Origin of the sequence: Providencia sp. 2023EL-00965, from assembly GCF_033550225.1 — a bacterium.
In the GTDB taxonomy this organism is placed as follows: Bacteria; Pseudomonadota; Gammaproteobacteria; order Enterobacterales; family Enterobacteriaceae; genus Providencia; species Providencia manganoxydans.
On sequence record NZ_JAWUEH010000002.1, the window covers coordinates 322,446 to 342,253 of the forward strand.

At 41.4% G+C, this 19,808-nt stretch carries 13 protein-coding genes and 1 other RNA gene; 7 read left to right on the plus strand and 7 right to left on the minus strand.

The genetic code is table 11. The features are described 5' to 3' along the window. Positions 1–4: 4 nt before the first annotated feature. The 5 genes from SC428_RS04420 to SC428_RS04440 all read right to left on the minus strand — a co-directional run bounded on the left by SC428_RS04420 (position 5) and on the right by SC428_RS04440 (position 7,095). Positions 5–1,996, minus strand: a complete 1,992-nt coding sequence (locus SC428_RS04420; protein ID WP_318706050.1) for a TonB-dependent hemoglobin/transferrin/lactoferrin family receptor — start codon at positions 1,994–1,996, stop codon at positions 5–7. Positions 1,997–2,235: 239 nt separating this feature from the next. Then, complete coding sequence (locus tag SC428_RS04425; protein WP_318706052.1) at positions 2,236–4,368, minus strand: TonB-dependent receptor domain-containing protein; 2,133 nt, start codon at positions 4,366–4,368, stop codon at positions 2,236–2,238. 208 nt (positions 4,369–4,576) lie between these two features. Beyond that, a complete protein-coding gene (hemP, locus tag SC428_RS04430) occupies positions 4,577–4,762 on the minus strand; it encodes a hemin uptake protein HemP (RefSeq protein ID WP_318706054.1) in 186 nt (61 codons plus the stop codon). 220 nt (positions 4,763–4,982) lie between these two features. Beyond that, complete coding sequence (locus SC428_RS04435) at positions 4,983–6,032, minus strand: 3-deoxy-7-phosphoheptulonate synthase (protein WP_070929769.1); 1,050 nt, start codon at positions 6,030–6,032, stop codon at positions 4,983–4,985. A 202-nt stretch (positions 6,033–6,234) separates the two neighbouring features. Beyond that, on the minus strand, positions 6,235–7,095 hold the full coding sequence (locus SC428_RS04440; RefSeq protein ID WP_140179122.1) for a pyruvate, water dikinase regulatory protein: 861 nt from the start codon (positions 7,093–7,095) through the stop codon (positions 6,235–6,237). 272 nt (positions 7,096–7,367) lie between these two features. Here SC428_RS04440 and ppsA point away from each other — a divergent pair, with 272 nt between their 5' ends. Beyond that, positions 7,368–9,740: a phosphoenolpyruvate synthase gene (ppsA, locus tag SC428_RS04445; protein WP_272579706.1), complete on the plus strand. Its 2,373-nt coding sequence runs from the start codon at positions 7,368–7,370 to the stop codon at positions 9,738–9,740. 390 nt (positions 9,741–10,130) lie between these two features. On the opposite strand, the gene rprA is transcribed toward ppsA, so the two are convergent. After that, positions 10,131–10,278: antisense sRNA RprA (rprA, locus tag SC428_RS04450), an RNA gene on the minus strand. Between the two features lie 206 nt (positions 10,279–10,484). Continuing rightward, positions 10,485–11,600, minus strand: a complete 1,116-nt coding sequence (gene ydiK / locus SC428_RS04455; RefSeq protein WP_140179126.1) for an AI-2E family transporter YdiK — start codon at positions 11,598–11,600, stop codon at positions 10,485–10,487. Between the two features lie 401 nt (positions 11,601–12,001). Here ydiK and SC428_RS04460 point away from each other — a divergent pair, with 401 nt between their 5' ends. The 6 genes from SC428_RS04460 to sufD all read left to right on the plus strand — a co-directional run bounded on the left by SC428_RS04460 (position 12,002) and on the right by sufD (position 19,807). Next, a complete protein-coding gene (locus SC428_RS04460; protein WP_070929766.1) occupies positions 12,002–15,058 on the plus strand; it encodes an FAD-binding and (Fe-S)-binding domain-containing protein in 3,057 nt (1,018 codons plus the stop codon). Further along, positions 15,055–15,471: a 1,4-dihydroxy-2-naphthoyl-CoA hydrolase gene (gene menI / locus SC428_RS04465; protein WP_070929765.1), complete on the plus strand. Its 417-nt coding sequence runs from the start codon at positions 15,055–15,057 to the stop codon at positions 15,469–15,471. Before SC428_RS04460 ends, menI begins: the two co-directional genes overlap by 4 nt. Before the next feature lie 369 nt (positions 15,472–15,840). Beyond that, on the plus strand, positions 15,841–16,221 hold the full coding sequence (gene sufA / locus SC428_RS04470) for a Fe-S cluster assembly scaffold SufA (protein ID WP_070929764.1): 381 nt from the start codon (positions 15,841–15,843) through the stop codon (positions 16,219–16,221). A gap of 16 nt (positions 16,222–16,237) precedes the next feature. Next, positions 16,238–17,737 (plus strand): Fe-S cluster assembly protein SufB, encoded by a 1,500-nt coding sequence (gene sufB, locus SC428_RS04475; protein WP_070929763.1) that lies wholly within the window; start codon positions 16,238–16,240, stop codon positions 17,735–17,737. 44 nt (positions 17,738–17,781) lie between these two features. Continuing rightward, on the plus strand, positions 17,782–18,528 hold the full coding sequence (gene sufC / locus SC428_RS04480) for a Fe-S cluster assembly ATPase SufC (RefSeq protein WP_070929762.1): 747 nt from the start codon (positions 17,782–17,784) through the stop codon (positions 18,526–18,528). Continuing rightward, on the plus strand, positions 18,503–19,807 hold the full coding sequence (gene sufD / locus SC428_RS04485) for a Fe-S cluster assembly protein SufD (RefSeq protein ID WP_283125835.1): 1,305 nt from the start codon (positions 18,503–18,505) through the stop codon (positions 19,805–19,807). The genes sufC and sufD overlap by 26 nt, the downstream gene beginning before the upstream one ends. Position 19,808: the final 1 nt, after the last annotated feature.

Consider the following 19,808-nt stretch of genomic DNA (forward strand, 5'->3'; position numbering starts at 1 on the left):
AAAATTACCATTGGAAGCTGACAAATAGCTTCGCATTACGTCCATCCTGCGGAACGCCTTGTGAAGAGTAATATTCCTTGTCGAAGGCATTGCCTAAGACAACGCTAGTACCCAAGCCTTTTAATTGACCATCACCCTGATAGCTAACATAGAAATCATGTACTGCATAGCCTGCTTGACGTGGTTGTTTTGATGCAGTATTAAAGTCAGTATGGCGGGTAAATTCACCTAACCAACCGACAGAAAAACCGCTATTAGAAATAGGAACAGAAAGGTTACTGGTGACAGATTCAGGTTTGATAGACGTTATCGATTGTCCGTTGTATTCATTTTTACCTGTGGTTTTGTTATAGGCCAGTTTCCAGTTGAAATAGTCATTTTTATAGTCCATTGAAGCATCGACACCCCAAATTTTCGCTTGTTTGGCGTTAACGGATGTCGTGTAGCCTTCGAGAAAACTCACTTCAGTATTGATATAATCTTTAGCTTTCGTATCAAAATAACTGGTTTTAAATTGTAGATTGTCGCGAGCCATAAATAGGTCATCAAAACGTAAACCAAAACCATACTCGGCAGTTTGAGTTTTTTCAGGTTTTAAGTTTGGATTGGGCTTCCACCTATTTACAAATGGACCGACTTGAAAATGAATTTCATCGTTATACATTTCCATCATGGTTGGTGCGCGGAAAGCTTCTGAATAGGAAGCAAACAGCATTGACCAGTCTGTAGGCGTAATACTAACCGCACCTTTGGATGACCATTTCCCTTCTTTAACGTCATCATTGCCTTTTGCCGTTGATTTATAATGGTCGTAACGGGTTCCAATAATAAATGAAACAGGCAAATCCTTTAATGCAATCTCATCTTGTAAGAAGCCGGAAGCAAAAGTGATATCTGCATCAGGGAACTGAGTGGTCGCAGCGTACGGCGTCTGATTTTGCTTATAGGTCTCACCACCATAAGTCAAGTTATGAGCAGCGAAAGGTAACTCATAAAAATGGGTTTTATTATCCAGTTTCAAACCATAGGTTTTTTGGGTACGCCCTTCATATGGTGTACCATTACCTTTAGCGGTGATATTGACATCGGAATAATAGGTGGTGGCTTTAAGATTTAACCAATTGTTTGATTCTGGCGCGAGGTAATAGGTTGCTTGAGCATCGCGTTGACGTGTGGTGCGATTAACTTTGAGATTATCTTTTGCCACGTTTAAGTCTTGGGGATTTTTCGGCTCATAAGCATTATCGTTATAATAACGTAATTGCCCTGATAACTTTTGGTCATCATTCACCTGCCATGTACCTTTGGCGAGCATGTTGGCAATGGTTTCTTTATTATCCATATCATCACCATTGCTCAAGCGAACATCCCCTGATTGCTTAGTGACAAAACTGAATAGACCATCTAATTGCTCGGTTCGCCCAAATGAAGTACCACCAAAACCAAAGCTATGATCACCGGTAGCGGCTTGGCTGAAGACACGAAAACCGCTATTTTGACCATCCTCTAGTAAGTCTTTAGCATCAACGGTTTCCCATGCTATGACACCGCCCATTGCACCACTACCATACAGTAGGGCGGAAGGACCGCGAATGATCTCGACTTGCTTGATTAACGCAGGGTCAAGAAACGTGCCATTAACATGGCCCGTATCGGTGCCTTGGCGGACATTATCGACAAGAGTCAAAATCCCCTTGCGGTCAAAGCCACGCATATAAATTTCTTGACCATTCACTCGGCTGGTTCCTGAAACACCAATACCGGGAATTTTGCGTAAAATATCATTTGCGGTACTCGCTGTTTTGGTTTCTGGTGAGTTATTTTTGATAACAGTCACCATCATCGGTGCATCAAAACTATCCCGTTCAGTACCTGTCGCATAGACGGTCATAACATCATTGCGATGGGTTGATGTTGTTTGTGTTTCTGCTTGAGCAGTAGCAATAACAGAAAGAACGGCGCTTGTTATAACTGATAAACGTAAAACATGAGACATGTTGTTATACTCCATAAAGTGTTACCGGTTGCGCTCGTTATGCTTCAAGTTGCAGCGTTGTTGACTACGTTCATTCGCACTAGTCACATAGTTTTCTATGTCCCTAGAGACTTATTCACTTGTCGCCTAGCTGCACCTCGAATTATTTAGAGCGCAGTTTTCAAGTTTAAGTTTTTGCCTAAACCCGCATGTAGGAAAACTAACCGGTGAGTATTATTTATTTTATAATTATTAAATGGTTACCATTGATAACTCACATTGAAATAGAAATTACGACCCTCTTGAGGAACACCCATTGATGAAACATATTGGCGATCAAAAGCATTCTTCAGTGTTAGTGTCGTACTTAACCCTTTGATAAATTGATCAGCTTGATAGTTAACATAGAAATCGTGCAGGCTATAACCTGCATACTGCATGACTTCTCTATGTCTACGATCGAGTCCATGCTGTGTTTTTTTCTTAGGATCATATTCATAATTGCCTTGAAGCTGAGTTTTAGCGGCAAATTCGCCTACCCAGCCAAGGTTGAAACCTGTTGTTGCAATCGGTGCATTAAAGCAAACTGTCAGGGTTTCAGGGCGGAGAGAAGATAGTGAATTATCGGTACCATCTTCTGTTCCAGTGGTTAGATTGTGATTGATATTTAAATCAAACCAATGTGTCTTATAGGTGATAAAACTGTCGAAGCCGTGAATGCTTGCTGATGGAATATTGATGTAAAAAACCTCTAACGGGAACGGGCCACGATAGGTATCAAGGTACCTCCCAGCAATAGCGATATAGTTTTTTGCTTTTGTATTAAAATAGGTCGAACCAAATTGTAACGAGTCGCCTACACCGATGACATCGTCAAAGCTTAATTTTGAGCCAACCTCAAGCGTCTTATTGGTTTCAGGTTTGAGATCTGGTGAAGGTCTAAAATCTGAGCTAAAAATAAATGCCTTAAAATGATTTGAGTTGTTATATAACTCGGTCATGCGTGGTGCACGATAGCCTTCCGAATAAGATGAATAGAGATTTAACCAATTTGTTGGCGTTACACTCACCGCAAAACGGGATGACCAATTGGTATCTTTATTTGTCGCAACGTCTTTGCGTGACGACTCATAACGGGTAAAACGGGTACCAGCAGAAAAAGTGATAGGTAAATGATGTAGCGTCATATCATTATTAATCCAACCTGAAAGGTTAGATAGCTGAGCCTGTGGGTAGCTATTAGTGTGCAAATTCGGTTTTTGCTGCTGCTGATAATATTCAACACCATTTTCGATATGGTTATTGAACCAACCTTCAACGGGAACCATAAAATGGTGGGCAAACTTGCTACCGTAAGTGTATTGATTACGCTCTTCTCGTTGATATTTCTTATCCGTTTTTTGTTTAACTAAATCCAATTGCCCTAAAAACAAATCGGTATAGTACAGATCCCAATCTGCTTGCCAATGACGTGAGTTTTGCGGCGAAAAATGCTGATTAATTGCAAGATCACGTTGATGGCTATAGCGCTCATGAGGGGTATTCTTAAACTTTTTATTGCCAGTATCAAAAACGGTCGGTTGTTTTAAACCGCTGCCATCATTACGGTATTCACGTAATTGCAGTGCAATGGTATAAGCAGGGTGCGCATGCCATGTGGTTTTCAATGCCCAGTTATGCACTTTTTCGTGATGATCCGTTGTCGATATTTCAGGTGGCGCCAACAAGTATTTTTTGCGTTGGCTATAGCTGAGCAGGGTATCTAATGACTTTATACGCCCGTATAAAGAGGCACCCGCAAGGTAGCTATGGTCATTACGATTGATGCCACTGAAGACACGACCACCGAAATTTTGCCCCTTTTTTAAGAGGTCGGAAGCATCAACCGTTTTCATTGCCACAACACCCGCCAATGCGCCGCTACCGTGTGCAACAGATGATGCACCTTTATGCACATAGACTTTTTTCACCAATGAAGGATCAATAAAGGTGGCTTCATACAGGCCCGAATAAAAATCTTGAGTGACGTTATCAACTGTGACTTTGACGCCTCGTGAGTCGTAGCCACGCATGTGGATCTCTTGGCCATAAGTTCCACCGGTACCTGATACAAAGATACCCGCCTGGCCTTTGAGTAAATCGAGTGCCGAAGTTGCTGATTGATACTCAGGGGATTGGGCATCAATCACATCAACTTGTTCTGCAACGGCAATATTTTCCCTTTGAAAAGGGGTGGTTTTGACATGTATGGTATCACCAACCACATCTTTTTCTTTTGTCGAGGCCGAAGCGCTAAATCCAGTTAGTGCTAAAGCGGTAACAAGGGTGGGCATGGCAATTTTTTGCCCATGTAAAGAAGTGATGGATGTTGCAGACATCAGTTTAAACTCCATAGGAAATCCTTTCCTTATGTGGTGAATTTAGCTGGCTGCCTTGATAGTGATCTGGGTGGCTTGCTGTGATTATACTCGTGATAATTTAAGTTGCAGAAGGCTAGACTACGCTCGCCGAGGCTCAGTGATTATCTATGCACCCCGACTATCTTCGTTTGTCGTCTATCTGCTACTCGAATTATTTTGAGTTTCAATTTTTAAATAAAAACTATTTAGTCAGAATTAATTTACCGGCGCGGGTTTCCCTTAATTGGTACATTTCGCCACGATGTTGAATGACCAATTTACCATCATGACCTAGCAACTGATAGCTATCTATAACGTCAACTTTTACAGGTTGTACCGTAGGGCTTACGATATTTTCAACAGGTGGTTTAGCGATGTTATCCGTCATACTTAACTCAATTGATAATAAAACTAATAGTGAGAATCATTATCTTTAGGTTAATTGGTAACATCAAGAGGTTTTTACATTTGGATGACAAATTAACTACAATGCAATAGTGATTTATAACTAGAATTGAATGATTGAAAGAGAATCATAAGGTTGTAGGTAGGGCGGTCTGGCTCTTTCAGGCTAAGATAACCAGAAAGAGCCAATGATATCATTTAAATCACTTGAAACGGCTTTCAACAGCTTGAACTAAGATATCGAGTAGTTCTTCAGTATCATCCCATCCTAAGCATGGATCAGTGATTGATTGTCCATAGGTAAGAGGCTGCCCAGAGACAATTTTTTGTGTACCTTCAAGCAAGAAACTTTCAGCCATGACGCCACTAATTGCGGTTGAACCCCCTTTAATTTGCTCAGCAATGTCACGAGCAACATCTAACTGGCGGCGATGGATTTTCTGGCAATTTCCATGACTAAAGTCGATGACTAAATGCTCTGCTAACTCAAACTCACGGAGTTTGTCACAGGCAGCGGCGATATCACCAATCGCATAATTAGGTTGTTTACCACCACGCATAATAATATGACCATGTGGGTTACCGCTGGTTTGGTAGATAGTCATTTGGCCGCTTTTATCTGGTGATAAAAACATATGCTGAGCTTTCGCAGCACGGATCGCATCAATTGCGATACGGATATTGCCATCAGTACCATTTTTGAATCCGACAGGACAAGAGAGTGCTGATGCCATTTCACGGTGGATTTGACTTTCTGTAGTTCGAGCGCCAATTGCACCCCAACTGATCAAATCGGCAATGTATTGCCCAGTGACCATATCGAGAAATTCAGTGGCTGTTGGTAAACCAAGTTGGTTAACATCAATCAGTAATTTACGAGCAAGCCGAATACCGGTATTCACTTGGCATGAATTATCTAAATTAGGATCGGAGATTAGGCCTTTCCAACCCACGACGGTACGCGGTTTTTCAAAATAGGTACGCATCACGATTTCTAGGCGATCTTGATAACGTTCACGTAACACATTTAATCTATTCGCATAATCAAGAGCTGCATCAATGTCATGAATTGAGCATGGACCAACAATGACTAATAAGCGAGGGTCTTCACCCGATAATATTTTCTCAATCCGCTTACGTGACGCTGTCACGTTTTCCGCGACTTTTTCAGAAATAGGGTACTCGTCAGCAAGTGTTTGTGGCGTTATTAAGCTATCAACACGCTGAGTACGTAGTTCATCAGTTTTATGCATTATTTCTTCTCAAAACTTTAATAGGCTGAGCCATATCAGTGATTAAGATCACAATAAACGAAAATGGCTCAAATTCAACCAACAACTGCGATTGAATGCAATATTTTTTCTATACTCGTCATACTTCAAGCTGTAGGGGGTGACTACGTTCACTGAGTCGCCTACCTACATCTCGAATTATTTAGAGTATAAAACGCGCCTATTAAAAAATACGTCGCTGTAACCCCATTGTGTCGATAACTTTTGCTGATATCTCTTCTACGGAATAATTCGTCGTATTGAGGTAATTAATTTTATTTTGCCTAAACAATGCTTCTACTTCGGCTATTTCAATGCGGCATTGACGTAATGAGGCATAACGACTGTTCTCTCGACGCTCTTCGCGAATTGCCGCAAGCCGCTCTGGGCTGATCGTTAAACCAAATAATTTATGCGTATAAGGGCGCAGTTCAGCAGGGAGTTGTAAGTTATCCATATCATCAGCAGTAAAAGGATAATTTGCCGCTTGAATGCCAAATTGCATGGCTAGATAGAGACTGGTTGGCGTTTTACCACAACGTGAAACGCCGATCAAAATAACCTGTGCTTGGTCGAGGTTACGTAACGAAATACCATCGTCATGGGCTAATGTGTATTCAATCGCCGCAATACGCGCATCATATTGGTTCATATTCTGAACGGATAAACCATGCGTTCGATTGAGTTTGGGTTCAGGCTCTAAGCCAACTTCTTTCTGAATTGGTGCAACGAGGGTTTGCACGATGTCCTGACAAAAACCCGCGCTTTCGGTGATGATTTTTTTTACTGATGGCGAAATAATCGAGTAAAACACTAAAGGGCGGTTTTGGGTTTCTTGATAAATAGTATCAATCTTGTGTTTTATTTCCTGCGCGCGTGTTTCTGTGGTGACAAAAGGTAATGTGTATGAAGTGAATGCTAAAGGAAATTGCGACAATACAGCATGCCCTAATGTTTCAGCGGTGATTGCCGTTCCGTCAGAAATAAAGAAAACAGTTCGTTCTGCGAGGGTTTTATTACGATTAGTTACGGTGATTTCACTCATATATTTGGTCTTTTGTTGTATTTTTTATCGGTTTTAAAGAGATATTATATTTGATTAAAGTTTAAAAAATAGTTTATAGGGGAAAGTATAGCCAATATTTGAACAATTTTTAGAACAAAAATTTTTTCTTGCTAGTTGGAACGATTCACCTGTCTATATTCCTATATTGTCTGTGCTAGTCTAGTTCGTGAGGCGAATAATCGCCAATGAGATTTTTTACGAGTTTGTACCTTGTCACTAAATTGCTAGATAAAGATAAAGGATCGCTTTCAATGTCCACAAATGGCCTCACTCCGTGTAATGTACTTTGGTATAACCAATTAGGGATGAATGATGTTGACCGTGTTGGCGGTAAAAACGCCTCGCTCGGTGAAATGATTACTAACCTGTCCGATCTTGGTGTATCCGTACCTAACGGATTTGCGACTACTGCACAGGCGTTTAATGATTTTCTTGAGCAGAGTGGCGTTAATCAGCGCATTTATACGCTGCTAGATGAAACGGATATTGATGATGTTAATCAGCTCGCGGCTGCGGGTGAACAGATCCGTCAATGGGTAATAGATACACCATTAACACCTCAGTTAGAAAACGATATTCGTGAAGCGTACCAAACCTTATCTGAAGGTGAAAAAGATGCTTCATTTGCTGTTCGTTCTTCTGCAACCGCTGAGGATATGCCTGATGCATCATTTGCAGGGCAGCAAGAAACCTTTTTGAACGTTCAAGGTATTGATGCTGTATTAGTTGCGATTAAACACGTATTTGCTTCGTTGTTTAATGATCGAGCAATTTCTTACCGTGTTCACCAAGGTTATGACCACCGTGGCGTTGCATTGTCCGCTGGTGTGCAAAGAATGGTGCGTTCTGATTTAGCCTCTTCCGGTGTCATGTTTACCATTGACACGGAATCAGGTTTTGACCAAGTTGTCTTTATTACCTCGGCTTATGGTCTTGGTGAAATGGTTGTGCAAGGGGCTGTTAACCCTGATGAGTTTTATGTTCATAAACCAACATTAATTAATCAACGTCCTGCGATTGTTCGCCGTACGCTTGGCTCAAAAAAATTGCAGATGGTTTATGCAAATAGCCAAGAACATGGTAAACAAGTGCAAATTGAGGATGTGCCAGAAGCGCTACGCAATCGTTTCTCTTTGGCGGATCATGAAGTTGAAGAGCTTGCACGTCAAGCTTTGCAAATTGAGAAACACTACGGCCGCCCAATGGATATTGAGTGGGCTAAAGATGGTCATAATGGGCGTTTGTATATCGTTCAAGCTCGTCCTGAAACGGTGCGTTCTAATCAGCAAGTCATGGAACGTTATCAACTGAAACAACAAGGAAATGTATTAGTTGAAGGGCGTGCTATTGGGCATCGTATTGGCGCAGGGCAAGTCAAAGTGATCCATAATCTGAATGAAATGGATCGTATTCAGCCAGGCGATGTGCTGGTGACCGATATGACCGATCCTGATTGGGAACCAATCATGAAGAAGGCTGCTGCGATTGTGACCAATCGTGGTGGCCGTACTTGTCATGCTGCAATTATTGCTCGTGAGCTTGGGATCCCAGCTGTTGTTGGTTGTGGTGATGCGACAGAACGTTTAACTGAAGGCAGTCAAGTCACTGTATCTTGTGCTGAAGGTGATACCGGTTTTGTTTATGATGGTCAACTTGAGTTTGAAATTCACAGCTCTGCTGTCGATAAAATGCCTGAGCTTGATGTCAAAATCATGATGAACGTCGGCAACCCTGACCGTGCTTTTGACTTTGCTTGTTTACCTAACGAAGGCGTTGGATTAGCGAGATTAGAATTTATCATCAACCGTATGATTGGTGTTCACCCAAGAGCGTTACTCGAGTTTGATGCTCAAACACCTGAGCTGCAAAGCGAAATTCGTACCATGATGGCGGGTTATGATGATCCGATTGAATTCTATATTGGCAAATTAACGGAAGGCATTTCGACTCTTGCAGCCGCATTTTGGCCTAAACGCGTTATCGTCCGTCTATCTGACTTTAAATCTAACGAATATGCCAACCTTGTTGGTGGTGATATTTATGAGCCAGAAGAAGAAAACCCGATGTTAGGTTTCCGTGGCGCGGGCCGTTATGTTTCAGATAGCTTCCGTGATTGTTTTGCACTTGAGTGTGAAGCGGTAAAACGTGTGCGTAATGATATGGGCCTTACTAACGTTGAAGTTATGATCCCATTCGTTCGTACCGTTGCTCAAGCTGAAGCTGTGGTTGCTGAATTAGCAAAACATGATTTGAAACGTGGTGAGAATGGCTTGAAAGTCATTATGATGTGTGAAATTCCATCAAATGCATTGTTGGCGGACCAGTTCCTTGAACATTTTGATGGCTTCTCAATAGGTTCAAATGATATGACTCAGCTGACATTAGGCTTAGATAGGGACTCAGGTGTGGTTTCTGAGTTGTTTGATGAGCGTAATGATGCAGTAAAAGCGATGCTATCGATGGCAATAAAAGCGGCCAAACGCCAAAACAAATATGTTGGTATTTGTGGTCAAGGCCCATCGGATCACCAAGATTTTGCACAATGGCTGGTTGAAGAAGGAATTGATAGCCTTTCACTTAACCCAGATACTGTTGTTAAAACTTGGCTAACATTAGCTGATTAACAAGAAGTTAATCTATTATTTAAGACTAGTGTCTCAAAAAAGCCGGTAATAATATTGCCGGCTTTTTTTATTAATCAAATAGAATATATCAATTACTGATATTTATATAAACTATCAAATATGTTCATACAAGTAATATAAGTAATGCTGTATGCATAATAATGAATAAGTATTTACTCACATAGCTTAAACTAAAAAGTTAATGAACCGATCCATTAGTGTTAATCGTTTTTAGTTAAATTTAATTGTGTTATATAAATAGATATATAAAGGATTATAAAATAGTTTTATTTACTCCAAATCGGAGTAATTAGCGTGAGTACACAATATGATGATTTACAAGGTAACAGCCTTGTTAAAGTGAATAATATTCATGTTGGAAGGTCAAGATAAAAAAAAAGCCTATCATGGGCTGACAGGCAAAGACTACACACAGCAATTCGATTGAGACAGCCACGCTTTAGCTTAAATAAGCATGGCTTTGAGATCCGTATTGAGTGAAACGTAATTTATTATATTAATGATAATTTAATTAAAATTAATCTTCATTAAGAAGACTCTCAATATAATTGTTAGTAGCTGTATCATAAAGAGAATTCGTTTCGACGAAAAAGATAATATCACAAATATGATTGAAAACTAACATTAGTCTGTTAAATATTGTTTCTAAATATTAATGGGGATAATAATTAATCCAACAGTGCACTTAAATTGTTGTGCACTGTTGGTGAATTTAAAGCTAAATTATTTCTTACTCATAAATTCGTCGTGAAGAAACTTTTCTGTTTCATCAAGGTTTTCATTGGGTACTGCAACTTCATTCATCCATGCTTTTAATAAACTATATGAAACGGCAAGTACGACAGGGCCGATAAACAAACCAATCATACCGAATGAAAGAATACCGCCAATAACCCCAACAAGTATTAATACCATCGGCAAGTCAGCCCCCATTTTAATTAACCAAGGGCGTAACACCCCATCCATGGTAGCGACGACCGCAGCCCAAATCGCTAAAATAATTGCCCATGTGGTATCGCCAGTCCAAAACAACCAAATCACTGAAGGCACCATGATCAGTAAAGGGCCAAGCTGAGCGACGCAGCAAATAAAAAGTAAGACAGTTAAAATCGCCGCATAGCTAATGCCTGAGAGTGCCAAGCCAATCCCGCCGACGATAGCTTGGATTAATGCCGTGACAACGACACCCAGAGCAACTGCTCGGATAGATTGAGCGGCTAAGACAACCGCAGCATCGCCGCGAATTCCAGCTAAGCGTACCGCAAAATGGCGAATACCTAACATGACAGATTCACCTTTCAGATATAGTAAGCCACTGAATAATAACATCAGCATGAGATGGAACATAAAACGCCCCGCATTGATAGCTTGAGCAATAAACCATCCTGCCGCTTGACCAAAGTATGGCTGAACTTTAGCTAATAAGGCGTTACCACCACTGGCGACTAAGCTGTGCCAAGCGTAATAAATTTTTTCACCCACGAATGGCAGTGTATTTAACCATTCTAAATCTGGAAAACGTAGGCTGTTGGGTGATTTAGCTAAATCAATAAGAGGTGCACTATTTTGAATGATGCTGCCAATCAAGATCCCTAAAGGAATGACGAACAGCAGCAATATTAAAGAAACCATGATTAAGGCGGCAAGCCAACGTTTGTTCCAGAGTCTTGCTTCTATTCGTAAAAGGAGGGGCCATGTAGCGATGACCATCATACCTGCCCAAACAAATCCAAGAATAAAAGGGTTCAATACCCAAAAGCATGCGGCAATCATTAAAATGATTGAGGCAAATCCGAAGATCAACTTGGGTAAGTCGAGCCTTTTTTGCGATTTTTCCATCAATGACTAATCCTTAACAAATAAAAACACTGCAAGTGAGCCGTTTTTTCAGGTGAAAATAACGTAATTTTTTTTCGCGATCAAAAAAAAACAATATTGTGATATGGTTCTTCACTGACAATGTCATCAGCGATTGTATTCTCTTTAACTTAAAGACTACAGGTTGTACAGGGGAAGCCCTATCAACCAATAAAGCACTATTGTGCTACTTAAAATAAAGATAGTACATAACGAGTAATGCGAACACTATACTCTAAATATTTTGAGGTGCAGCTAGACGACAAGTGCACGAGTCACTAGAGCCTATAAAGCGGCGTGACGGAGCGTCGTCACCATCCCTAAATGAAAGGTGTTGCATCTTGAAGTATCACGAGTATAAACAACAAGAGTCATCGTTAATAATGATCCCGCGTATAACTGAAGCACCTCATTTAAGTAAACTTGTCATTGAATTCCTGCAACAGCTGCAAGAGCAAGGCTTTACCGGTGATAATGGTACTAGCTATGCAGAGCGTTTATCAATGGCAACAGACAATAGTATTTATCAGCTACTACCACAGGCTGTTGTGTTTCCACGTTCTAGTGCTGATGTGCAAATAATTACCCGCGTTGCAGGGCTCGCAAAGTTTCGTGAATTAACGTTCACACCGAGAGGCGGGGGAACGGGGACGAATGGTCAATCGCTAACCGAAGGGATAGTGGTTGATATGTCACGTTATATGAATCGTATTTTAGAAATAAACCCTGAGCAAGGTTGGGTAAAGGTTGAAGCCGGTGTGATCAAAGATCAGCTGAACCAATTCCTTAAACCTTATGGTTATTTTTTCTCTCCAGAGCTTTCCACCAGTAACCGTGCGACCTTGGGCGGTATGATTAATACGGATGCTTCTGGACAAGGTTCTTTAGTTTATGGAAAAACCTCGGATCATGTTCTTGGGGTAAAAGCCGTATTATTGGGAGGAGAGTGCATTGATACACGCGCTATGCCTATTGCACTCGCCCAATCGATTGCGTCAGAAGACTCGGTGACTGGACGTATTTATAAAACCGTCTTAGAGCGTTGTTTAGAACAACGCCCTCTGATTGAAGAGAAATTTCCAAAACTTAACCGCTTTTTAACGGGTTATGATTTACGCCATGTCTTTAATGACGACCTTAGTGAATTCGATCTGACTCGTATCTTAACCGGCTCTGAAGGCTCTCTCGCCTTTATTACGGAAGCAACCCTTGATATCACGCCATTACCTAAAGTGCGTCGTCTGGTGAATGTCAAATACGATTCATTTGAATCTGCTTTGCGTAACGCACCGTTTATGGTGCAAGCCAAAGCGTTATCCGTTGAAACCGTTGATTCGAAGGTACTTAACCTTGCTCGTGAAGATATCGTTTGGCATTCAGTTAAATCACTGATCACCGATATCCCTAATAAAGAGATGCTAGGTCTCAATATCGTTGAGTTTAGTGGTGATGATGAAAATGAGATTAATAGTTTAACGGAAAGCCTCTGTCAGCGCTTAGATGAGTTGATGGCTAGTCAGCAAGCAGGGGTTATTGGTTATCAGGTTTGTGGTGACTTGGAAGATATTAACCGTATCTACAATATGCGTAAAAAGGCCGTTGGTCTGCTAGGTAATAGCAAGGGGGCAGCCAAGCCTATCCCATTTGTTGAAGATACCTGTGTGCCACCAGAGCATTTAGCGGACTATATCGTCGAGTTTCGCGCCTTACTGGATCACCATAAACTGAATTATGGCATGTTTGGGCATGTGGATGCGGGGGTTTTACATGTACGCCCTGCATTAGATATGTGCGATCCGCAACAAGAAATATTAATGAAACAAATTTCAGATGACATTGTGGCATTAACGGCGAAATATGGTGGCCTACTGTGGGGAGAGCACGGGAAAGGCTTTAGAGCACAATACAGCCCTGAGTTTTTTGGGGAAGTATTGTATGCAGAACTGCGTAATATAAAAGCCGCTTTTGATCCGGATAACCGTCTTAACCCCGGGAAAATTTGTCCTCCAGCGGGTATCGATGCGCCTATGAAACAAGTCGATGCGGTAAAACGTGGAACCTACGATAGACAAATACCAGTGCAAGTTCGTCAACAGTTTCGTGGGGCGATGGATTGTAATGGCAATGGCCTCTGTTTTAACTTTGATGTGAAAAGCCCGATGTGCCCATCAATGAAAATCAGTGGCCAACGTATCCATTCACCAAAAGGTCGGGCAACGTTAGTCCGCGAATGGTTGCGTTTACTTTCTGAGCAAGGTGTCACCCCTGAGAGCTTAGAACAGGGGATTAAAGAAAATCGTCCATCATTGCGTGGCTTGATTGATAAAACACGTAATACATGGCGTGCCCAAAAAGGGGATTACGATTTTTCTCATGAGGTCAAAGCGGCCATGTCGGGTTGTTTAGCCTGCAAAGCATGTTCGACCCAGTGCCCAATTAAAATTGATGTACCTTCATTTAGGTCAAAATTCTTAGCGCTCTACCATGGTCGTTATTTAAGACCTGTTCGTGATCATATTGTTGCAGGGGTTGAAGCGACTGCACCGATGCTATCAAAAGCTCCCGGTGTATTTAACTTTTTCTTACGCCAGCCGTGGGTGCAAAAACTGAGTGAACAGACTATCGGTATGGTGGATTTACCGTTATTTTCTCAGCCTACGCTAAAACAAGAATTATCAGGACATGCGGCAATCACGGTAACACTAGAGCAATTAGAAACAATGTCACCTTCCCAGCGAGAAAAATATGTGCTGGTGGTTCAAGATCCATTTACCAGTTATTACGATGCAAAAGTGGTAGCTGATTTTGTTAAATTGATTGAAAAATTGGGTTTTAACCCTGTTTTACTGCCATTTTCACCAAATGGTAAAGCACAACATATTAAAGGTTTTCTTGCTCGTTTTGCTAAAACCGCACAGAAAACGGCAGATTTCCTGAATCGAGTGGCTAAACTTGAGTTACCGATGGTAGGGGTCGATCCTGCTTTGGTTCTATGCTATCGCGATGAATATCATGAAATATTAGGTCAGCAACACTGCCGTTTTACCGTACAACTAGCTCATGAATGGTTGAGCACATTGCCTGAACCTCAACAAATGGCTACTTTGACGTCAGACCCATGGTATTTCTTTGCTCACTGCACTGAAACAACCGCTCTACCAAATAGTGGGGCACAGTGGGTTAATTTGTTTAAGCGTTACGGACAAGAGTTAAAAAATATCAGTGTAGGTTGTTGTGGAATGGCGGGAACGTATGGCCATGAAGTGGCTAATCTCAAAAATTCAAAAGGCATCTATAATTTGTCGTGGAAACCTGCGATGGATAATTTGCCAAAAGCGCGTTGTTTAAGCACGGGATACTCATGTCGTAGCCAAGTGAAACGGATGGAAAATATACAAATAAAACACCCAATACAAGCTTTGCTGGAGATAATCGGATGATTTGGAAACGTAAATTTACGCTTGAGCAGATGTCAGCAATGGCAAAAGATTGCATGTTAGGTCATTTAGGCATTGAAATCACATGTTATGGTGACGATTATATTGAAGGGACTATGCCTGTTGATAATCGCACTAAACAGCCATTTGGTTTGTTACATGGTGGGGCTTCGGTGGTACTGGCCGAATCATTAGGTTCTATTGCAGGTTATCTGTGCAGTGAAGGGGAACAACGCGTAGTGGGGTTAGAGATTAATGCCAATCATATTCGTTCGGCAAGAGAAGGGCTGGTGAAAGGTGTTTGTAAACCTATTCATTTAGGGCGCCGTCAACAAGTATGGAGCATTGATATTTTTAATGAAAAAGATCAATTGTGTTGCACTTCTCGTTTAACTACCGCGGTCCTTTCTGATTAGTCGCTTTTAGCCTCAAGTGAGTTAGACTTGAGGCTCTTTCAACTTTTTCAGCATAATTTCAATATTAGGTTTATTATTTAAGTTGTATAATAAATGTATCTTTATTATTTTGTGCGATTTTTATGTATCTCTTAGTACACAAAATTAAAAAAAATGTAAAATAATTTAACTGTTTATATTTAATAGGTTAGCACTCATTTTTACTGTTTTTGCTGAGTTAATAGACTACGAATGGGCAAAAAATGAGCTAAAATAGGTATAACCTCTCAAAACAAATGGTTGAAGTGACAAGGGTTATCGTTACCATAGGACAAACGGAGTTAATCTCCTGATAACTGGCTGAAAAGCCATGAAAATTGTGGGGTCAAAATGACTGCAAAAGTGAATGACAATGTAGAAACGTTTTCTATTGATGAAACCAATTGGCAAGGTGTCAATCTGACTGATAGCGCAGCGAAACAAATTAAAAAATTGATGGAGCAGAATCCTGATACTAAAGGGCTTTCGCTAGGGGTTAAACAGTCGGGCTGTGCTGGTTTTGGTTATGTTTTTGAAATGATCAAAAACCCAACAGATGATCATTTACTCTTTGAACACGATGGGGCACGCCTTTATGTGCCGAAACAAGCAATGCCATTTATTGATGGTACCGTTGTTGATTATGTCCAAGAAGGGCTAAATCGCATCTTTAAATTTAATAACCCGAAAGCCCAACATGCCTGTGGGTGTGGTGAAAGCTTCGGCGTTTAACATGTGAAGTCAGATTATGTCTCAGAGCAATGTAGAAATTGGCGATGAAGTTCAAAGCTGGCTAGATGACCAGCGATATAAAGAAGGCTTCTTTACGAATGTCGCCACAGATGAAATGGCTAAAGGGATCAACGAAGACGTGGTCCGAGCGATTTCTGCGAAACGAAATGAACCTGAGTGGATGCTAAAATTCCGCCTTGATGCATATCATCACTGGAAAGGAATGGAAGAGCCACACTGGTTAAAAGCCCATTATCCAAATTTAGATTATCAAGAATATAGCTACTACTCAGCACCTTCTTGTGGTTCATGTGATGATACTTGTGGTTCGCAATCAGGTGCGACACAGGCAACTGGCGTCACTGAAACCAATAATTATCTTACCGCTGAAGTTGAAGATGCTTTCAACCAGCTGGGGGTTCCTGTCCGTGAAGGCGCAAAAGTTGCGGTTGATGCAATTTTTGACTCCGTGTCAGTATCCACCACTTATCGTGAAGATCTTGCTAAGCATGGCATTATTTTCTGTTCATTCAGTGAAGCAATCCAAGAGTATCCTGAGTTAGTGCAAAAATACCTTGGTACGGTTGTTTCCAGTCACGATAACTTCTTTGCGGCCTTAAACGCAGCGGTTGCTTCAGATGGTACCTTTGTTTATATCCCGAAAGGGGTGCGTTGCCCAATGGAATTATCGACTTACTTCCGAATTAATGCAGCAAAAACAGGGCAATTTGAGCGGACCATTCTAGTTGCCGATGAAGGCAGCTACGTGAGTTATATTGAAGGCTGTTCTGCGCCTGTCCGTGATAGTTATCAGCTGCATGCTGCGGTTGTTGAAGTCATTATTCATAAAGATGCTGAAGTCAAATATTCCACAGTACAAAACTGGTTCTCAGGTGGTGACAGTGATACGGGAGGGATCCTGAACTTTGTGACCAAACGTGCATTATGTGAAGGTGAAAACTCCAAAATGTCGTGGACACAGTCAGAAACCGGTTCTGCTATTACATGGAAATACCCGAGTGTTATCTTGAAAGGTGATAACTCAGTGGGTGAGTTTTTCTCTGTTGCGTTGACTAATGGTAACCAGCAAGCCGATACAGGGACTAAGATGATCCATATCGGGAAAAATACCCGTTCAACGATTATTTCTAAAGGTATCTCTGCGGGCAAGAGCCAAAACAGCTATCGTGGTTTAGTGAAGATATTACCAAGTGCACATAATGCACGTAACTTCACCCAATGTGACTCGATGTTGATTGGTACTCAATGCGGCGCTCACACATTCCCTTATGTTGAAGTCAAAAACAATACTGCTCAACTAGAACATGAGGCAACCACCTCTCGTATTGGTGAAGATCAATTGTTTTATTGCTTACAACGTGGAATTAGTGAGGATGATGCTATATCCATGATCGTAAATGGTTTCTGTAAAGATGTTTTCTCAGAGCTCCCGTTAGAGTTTGCAGTGGAAGCACAGAAATTGCTGGCAATCAGCCTAGAGCATAGCGTGGGTTGATCACAATAAGAGTTTATGCGCAAAAGCGCTAAAGGCATGTTGATATGTTAAGTGTTAAAAATTTACATGTAAGTGTTGAAGGTAATGAAATATTAAAAGGCTTATCATTGGAAGTGAAACCGGGTGAGGTTCACGCCATTATGGGGCCAAATGGTTCGGGTAAAAGTACGTTATCTGCAACCCTTGCGGGTCGTGAAGAGTATGAAATCGACAGTGGTGAAGTGACCTTCAAAGGTAAAGATCTGCTAGAGCTTGATCCTGAAGAACGCGCTGGTGAAGGGGTTTTCCTTGCTTTCCAATACCCAGTAGAAATCCCAGGTGTCAGTAACCAATTTTTCCTGCAAACTGCGGTAAACGCGGTTCGTGAATACCGTCAGCAAGAAGCATTAGACCGCTTTGACTTTCAAGATTTTATTGAAGATAAAATTCAATTATTGGAAATGCCTGAAGATCTGCTAACGCGCTCAGTAAACGTTGGTTTCTCGGGTGGTGAAAAGAAACGTAATGATATTTTGCAAATGGCGGCCTTAGAGCCACAGCTATGCATTTTAGATGAAACCGACTCAGGTTTAGATATCGATGCATTGAAAACTGTTGCAAATGGTGTCAATTCACTGCGCTCTCCAGAACGTTCATTTATTATCGTGACGCACTACCAGCGCATTCTAGATTACGTCAAACCTGATTTTGTTCACGTGTTATATCAGGGGAAAATCATCAAATCAGGTGATTTCAGCTTGGCGAAAAAACTGGAGGAGCAAGGTTATGGCTGGCTTATTGACCAACAGTGAGAGAGCAGGTAAACGTGGTCAAGTCGCTGCTTTAAATGAGCAAGCCATGGCGCGTTTTGCAACACTTTTCGAACAACGTGCAGGTGCTAAATCGCATCATGCAGCAGCACATTGGGAAAAGGCTAAACAAGTTGGCTTACCACCGTTTCGTCATGAGGACTGGCACTACACCCCTTTGCATACGGTATTAAAAACCCAATATCACTTTGCAGATCAGTCTATTAATGAGCAAGCGTGTGAGGCATTAGCACTATCAATAGACGCTTATCGAATTGTCATGATTGATGGTCGTTATAGTTCAGCGTTGAGCTCAATTGATATGGGGCCATTCCAAGTTGCGTTGTTAGATAATCAAGATCTTTTGCCTGATGCAGTGAATAGCGAGATCTTCTTACACTTAACTGAAAGTCTTGCACAGCAACCGATTGTGATCCACCTTGCCGCCAATCAAGTGGCACAGAAGCCTCTTTATCTTCTGAATATTTCCAGTGGAAATGAAGGCACAGAGGTCAATACGAGCCAATATCGTTATCATATTGCGCTAGGTGCAAATAGTCAGGCTCAAGTTATTGAGCACTTTGTCAGCACAAATGACTGTGCTCACCTGACAGGCAGCCGTTTGACCGTTGAAGTCGGTGATAATGCGCAATATCAGCATTTTAAACTGAACAATGAGAACCATCGTTCACAGCATTTTGCTCACAATGACATTGTAGTTGGTCGTGATAGCCAAGTGCTTAGCAGCAGCTTTTTACTGGGTGGGGCACTAACGCGTCATCATACTAGTGCTCAGCTGACAGGGGAAAATGCTAATTTATCACTGAATAGCTTATTATTGCCGAAAGATAACGAAATTGTTGATACGCGCACTTATCTTGAACATAACGCAAGCCATTGTGAAAGCCGACAATTACATAAAGTCATTGCAATGGATAGCAGTAAAGCGGTATTTAACGGCATGATTAAAGTCGCACCGAGCGCCTTAAAAACTGATGGTCAGATGGGGAATCATACCTTATTACTTGGTGAGCAAGCTGAAGTTGACACCAAACCTCAGTTAGAAATCTATGCTGACGATGTAAAATGTGGCCATGGTGCAACAGTGGGGCGTATCGATGATGAACAGTTGTTCTACCTACGTTCAAGAGGGATCGACGGCAAAGCTGCAAAACATATGATTATTATCGCATTTGCTGCTGAGTTAACCGAATCAATTGGTTCAGATGAACTCAAACAAGCGGTTATGGCGAATATACGTCGACGCTTAGCAGAGGTTTAAT

Coding starts and splice junctions, on each gene's coding strand:
- ydiK (WP_140179126.1), bottom strand. CDS start 11,600: ATGGAAAAATCGCAAAAAAGGCTCGACTTACCCAAGTTGATCTTCGGA.
- SC428_RS04425 (WP_318706052.1), bottom strand. CDS start 4,368: ATGGAGTTTAAACTGATGTCTGCAACATCCATCACTTCTTTACATGGG.
- hemP (WP_318706054.1), bottom strand. CDS start 4,762: ATGACGGATAACATCGCTAAACCACCTGTTGAAAATATCGTAAGCCCT.
- sufA (WP_070929764.1), top strand. CDS start 15,841: ATGACTGCAAAAGTGAATGACAATGTAGAAACGTTTTCTATTGATGAA.
- SC428_RS04420 (WP_318706050.1), bottom strand. CDS start 1,996: ATGTCTCATGTTTTACGTTTATCAGTTATAACAAGCGCCGTTCTTTCT.
- sufD (WP_283125835.1), top strand. CDS start 18,503: ATGGCTGGCTTATTGACCAACAGTGAGAGAGCAGGTAAACGTGGTCAA.
- SC428_RS04435 (WP_070929769.1), bottom strand. CDS start 6,032: ATGCATAAAACTGATGAACTACGTACTCAGCGTGTTGATAGCTTAATA.
- sufB (WP_070929763.1), top strand. CDS start 16,238: ATGTCTCAGAGCAATGTAGAAATTGGCGATGAAGTTCAAAGCTGGCTA.
- sufC (WP_070929762.1), top strand. CDS start 17,782: ATGTTAAGTGTTAAAAATTTACATGTAAGTGTTGAAGGTAATGAAATA.
- SC428_RS04440 (WP_140179122.1), bottom strand. CDS start 7,095: ATGAGTGAAATCACCGTAACTAATCGTAATAAAACCCTCGCAGAACGA.
- ppsA (WP_272579706.1), top strand. CDS start 7,368: ATGTCCACAAATGGCCTCACTCCGTGTAATGTACTTTGGTATAACCAA.
- menI (WP_070929765.1), top strand. CDS start 15,055: ATGATTTGGAAACGTAAATTTACGCTTGAGCAGATGTCAGCAATGGCA.
- SC428_RS04460 (WP_070929766.1), top strand. CDS start 12,002: ATGATCCCGCGTATAACTGAAGCACCTCATTTAAGTAAACTTGTCATT.